Source organism: Okeania sp. SIO2B9, assembly GCF_010672505.1.
GTDB classification, from domain to species: domain Bacteria; phylum Cyanobacteriota; class Cyanobacteriia; order Cyanobacteriales; family Microcoleaceae; genus Okeania; species Okeania hirsuta.
Genome location: NZ_JAAHGK010000558.1, coordinates 1 through 4,700, shown reverse-complemented (window position 1 = coordinate 4,700; position 4,700 = coordinate 1). Strand labels below are relative to the sequence as shown.

The 4,700-nt window shown below is 36.9% G+C and carries 2 protein-coding genes and 1 pseudogene; all 3 read left to right on the top strand.

Translation table 11 applies throughout. From position 1 onward, the window contains the following. The first annotated feature begins 561 nt into the window (after nucleotides 1-561). Entirely contained in the window at nucleotides 562-1,941 is a 1,380-nt protein-coding gene (locus tag F6K13_RS19055; protein ID WP_124143095.1) for an aminopeptidase P family protein, read from the top strand. A 207-nt stretch (nucleotides 1,942-2,148) separates the two neighbouring features. Next, nucleotides 2,149-3,903 (top strand): annotated as a pseudogene (locus F6K13_RS19050) (CHAT domain-containing protein); the annotation flags it as partial. A gap of 27 nt (nucleotides 3,904-3,930) precedes the next feature. Next, a partial coding sequence (locus F6K13_RS35245; RefSeq protein WP_375340673.1) for a WD40 repeat domain-containing protein occupies nucleotides 3,931-4,700 on the top strand: 770 nt, incomplete at its 3' end.

Genomic DNA, 4,700 nt, shown 5'->3' with positions numbered 1-4,700 from the left:
CAATTATCAAAAATCATAGGGCAAAAAGGAAACTAGAAAATTTTGCTGAGAATTGATTTCTCTCTCATCCTAGAAACTATTTATTTATCAGGACTTACGCAAATACACTACACAAGGGTTATTGGTGCCTTACGCTAGCGCTAACACACCCTACCAATAGCGTTCATGTGTAAGTCCTATTTATATCATTGTTGACTTTCTCTTAATTTATTCTTCCTTCTTCCTTTTTTAGCTGGTACAATAGTAAAATAGGTATTTTTTCAAATTATCTTTCATTTGTGATACCAATTATCAAAAATCATAGGGCAAAAAGGAAACTAGAAAATTTTGATTTATATCCTTCTTATTTCTTCCTTCTTCCTTCTTTCTTATGATTTATTCTTCCTTCTTCCTTTTTAAGCTGCTACAATAACAAATGATAGATATTTTTTCAAATTATCTATCATTTGTGATACCAATCATCAAAAATAATACTGCAAAAAGGAAATTAGAAACTATTTATTTATATCATTGCTTCCTTCTTTCTTCTTCCTTATTCCTGACTTTATATAAATAACTCTCATGCATATTCCTAACTTACATACTTCTCTAGCAACAACACTTCGTAACCGACGACAAAAATTAGCAAAATTAATCAATTTTCCCGTCATACTTTGGTCAGGAAGTCGTAGTCCCCGCAACTTTCCAGCTAATACTTTTCCCTTCCGTCCTAGCAGTCATTTTCTCTATTTTGCTGGACTACCTATTGAAGATGCTGCTATACATTTAGATGGAGAAAAATTAGAACTATTTATGGATAATGCACCACCGAGTAGTCTACTTTGGCATGGAGAAATGCCTAGACGCGATCACCTAGCTGAAATTATTGGTGCTGATGCTGCTTTTCCTATGCAAGAATTGAAATCTCGCGCCACAAATGCTGCGACTATTTATGTGCAAAATTATCCTACTCAAACCACACAATTTAAAACTCTGAATAGAGATATTTCTGCACCTAATAACCCCAAAGAAATTGACTTAGAGTTAACAAAAGCGATTATCTCTTTAAGACTTAGCCATGATGCCACAGCTTTAACAGAAATAAAACAAGCAGTAGCAGTAACTGTAGAAGCTCATAAAGCTGGAATGGCAGCCACCAAAAATTCTAAATTCGAGTCTAATATCCGAGCCGCAATGGAGAGTATTATTATCTCCCATAATATGACTTGTGCTTACTCCAGTATTGTGACTGTACATGGAGAAGTTTTGCACAATGAACAATATCATCACCCCCTACAAACAGGAGATTTACTATTAGCAGATGTGGGAGCAGAAACAAATTTAGGTTGGGCGAGTGATGTGACTCGAACTTGGCCTGTTTCTGGTAAATTTTCTCCCACCCAACGAGATATTTATGATGTAGTTTTAGCTGCTCATGATACTTGCATTGCTCAAATAAAACCTGGTATTGAATATTTAGATATTCATCTATTAGCAGCTCAAGTTATTGCGGAAGGATTAGTAAATTTAGGAATTTTAAAAGGTGAAGCAGAAGACTTAGTAGAAATGGATGCTCATGCCTTATTTTTTCCTCATGGAATCGGTCATTTATTAGGTTTAGATGTTCACGATATGGAAGATTTAGGAGATTTAGCTGGATATGAAATAGGTCGGGAGCGTAGTAGTCGTTTTGGTTTAGGTTTTCTACGATTAAATCGTCCATTAATTCCCGGAATGTTAGTCACAATTGAACCTGGTTTTTATCAAGTACCAGGCATTTTAAATGACAAAGAAATGCGTCAAAAATATCAAGATATTGTGAATTGGGAAAAGCTAGAAAAATTTGATGATGTTCGAGGTATTAGAATTGAGGATGATGTTTTAGTAACTCCAAATGGTGCTGAAGTTTTGACTCAAGAATTGCCTAGTGATATTGATTCAATTGAAAACTTAGTCGAATAATTTTTTAGGTCAATAAATCAATTCAATATCAGCATTTTTAATTTTGGATAAAAATTGTCACAGAAAAAGTTCACTATTTATTCTGTTAGTGGGATTGGTAGAGAATATAACTTACATCTAAAATATTAAAAATCAATATCAATACTAAGAGAAATTAATACATAGACGCACAAACTTTTTTTGAATTTTGTATAACTGACAACTAAAATGACCAATAACCCAAATGCCAAAACCATCCTTATCCTAGCAGCTAATCCTAAAAATACTGCCCCCCTAAGATTAGACCAAGAAATACGAGAAATAGACGAAGGGTTACGCCGAGCTAATAAACGAGACCAATTTCAATTACAACAAAAATTGGCTGTCCGTGCCCGTGACTTTTATCGAGCTATTTTAGATTATCGACCTCATATAATCCACTTTTGCGGACATGGTACGGGACAAGATGGTATTGTTTTGGAAGATGAAATGGGAAAAATGGTGCTGGTTCAGACAAATGCTCTGGCTAGTATGTTTAAATTGTTTGCGAAAAAAAATGTCGAATGTGTACTTTTAAATGCCTGTTATTCGGAAGTACAAGCGGAGGCAATTAGTCAATATGTTAATTATGTTATTGGCATGAATAAGGCTGTAGGAGATAATGCTGCGGTGGCTTTTGCTGTGGCTTTTTATGATGCTCTTGCTGCTGATTATGAGGTGGAGGAAGCTTATGAATTAGGTTGCTCACAAATGATGAGTTACCTAGAACATCAAACTCCAATTTTAAAGAAAAAAGATTTAACTGATACTTCTATAAATGATGAGAATTTAATTACTGATGATCATATAATTCCCCCTAATCCTTATCAAGGTTTATCGGCATTTAAAGAGGAAGATGCCGACTTCTTTTTTGGGCAAGAAAAGTTTGTGAATAAGTTAGTTGAAGTAACTCATAAACAACCTTTAATTGCTGTAGTTGGACCTAGTGGTAGTGGTAAATCTTCTTTGGTATATGCGGGATTAGTTCCTCAATTGAGAACAGAAAAAAAATGGTTGATTGAATCATTTCTTCCGGGAAAAGAACCGTTTTTATCTTTGGCTTTTGTGTTGGTTGGACAATTGGAACCGGAAGCGGGTGAAACGCAAAAATTGCGGGAGGCGACGGGATTAGCAAGTGATATGCAGGAAGGTAAAATCACTTTTTCACAGGTAGTTAATCGCATTTTAGAACGTAATCCAGGTCAACAATTATTGTTAATTGTTGACCAATTTGAAGAATTATATACCCTTTGTCGGGAGAAAGAAAAACAGGAACGTTTTGCTGAAGCATTGTTAACAGCTATTAGAGAAGAAAATGTTAAACTGGTTTTAACATTACGGGCGGATTTTTATGGATATGTGCTTTCTTATCGTCCGTTTCGAGATGCTTTGCAGGAATATACGCCACAGTTACTTAGTTCGATGAAACGGGAATAATTACAACAAGCAATTGAATTACCTTCTCAAAAATCAGAGGTACAATTAGAGGCAAAATTAACAGAAATAATTTTGGATGATGTGGGAGAAGAACCCGGAAATTTACCATTATTAGAATTTGCTTTGACTCGGTTGTGGTCAAAACAGGAAAACCGAGTATTAACTCATCATGCTTATGAGGAAATAGGAGGGGTAAAAAAAGCGATCGCTAATCATGCAGAACAAATTTTTCAACAATTAAAAGAGACAGAGAAAAAACAGGCAGAGCGAATATTTGTACAATTAGTACGTCCGGGGGAAGGTACAGAAGATACGAGGCGTGTTGCTACCCGTGGGGAAGTGGGAGAAGATAATTGGAATTTAGTCAGTTATTTGGCGGGGTATCAAGCGAGGTTGGTGGTAACGGGGAGGAATGAACAGGAAAATACGGTGGAGGTAGTGCATGAAGCCTTAATTCGAGAGTGGGGAACTTTGCGGGATTGGATAAATGCTAGCAGGGAGTTTAGAACATGGCAGGAACGTCTGCGGGCGACAATGAGTTATTGGCAAGAGAATAACCGAGACCAAGGAGCTTTATTGCGGGGAGTGGCACTCGCTCAAGCACAGGAACAACTGACACAACGTCAGGAGGAACTTTCCCCAGACGAAGTAGAATTTATTCAGTTAAGTCAGCAACTGCAAGAGCAGGAACAAAAAAGAAAACAACGGCAACGTCAACGGATATTTGCAGGGTTGGTTACATTTTCTGTGATAATTTCTCTACTTGCTGTGTGGTCAGAAATGCAACGACGGCAAGCTGTCCGCAGCGAACGCAAAGCTGAGATGAGAGAGTTAAAAACTCGCATAATTTCAGGAGAGAGAACTTTAGATCTCCAGTTAGCAGCGCTGAAACTAGAGCAACAAGCAAATGGCAGCACAGAAAACATACAAACCACCGATATTCTGCAACAAACTGTTAACTGGGAAGGATATAAAGAAATCAATAGCTTAGAAGGACATGAAAATTATGTCATAGGTGTAGCATTTAGCCCCAAGGGAGATTTAATTGCTTCTGCAAGTTGGGATAACACGGTAAAACTGTGGAAACCAGATGGCACTTTGATACATACTCTCACCGGACATGAAAATTATGTCATAGGTGTAGCATTTAGCCCCAAGGGAGATTTAATTGCTTCTACAAGTTGGGATAACACGGTAAAACTGTGGAAACCAGATGGCACTTTGATACATACTCTCACCGGACATGAAAATTATGTCATAGGTGTAGCATTTAGCCCCAAGGGAGATTTAATTGCTTCTACAAG

Coding starts and splice junctions, on each gene's coding strand:
- F6K13_RS19055 (WP_124143095.1), top strand. CDS start 562: ATGCATATTCCTAACTTACATACTTCTCTAGCAACAACACTTCGTAAC.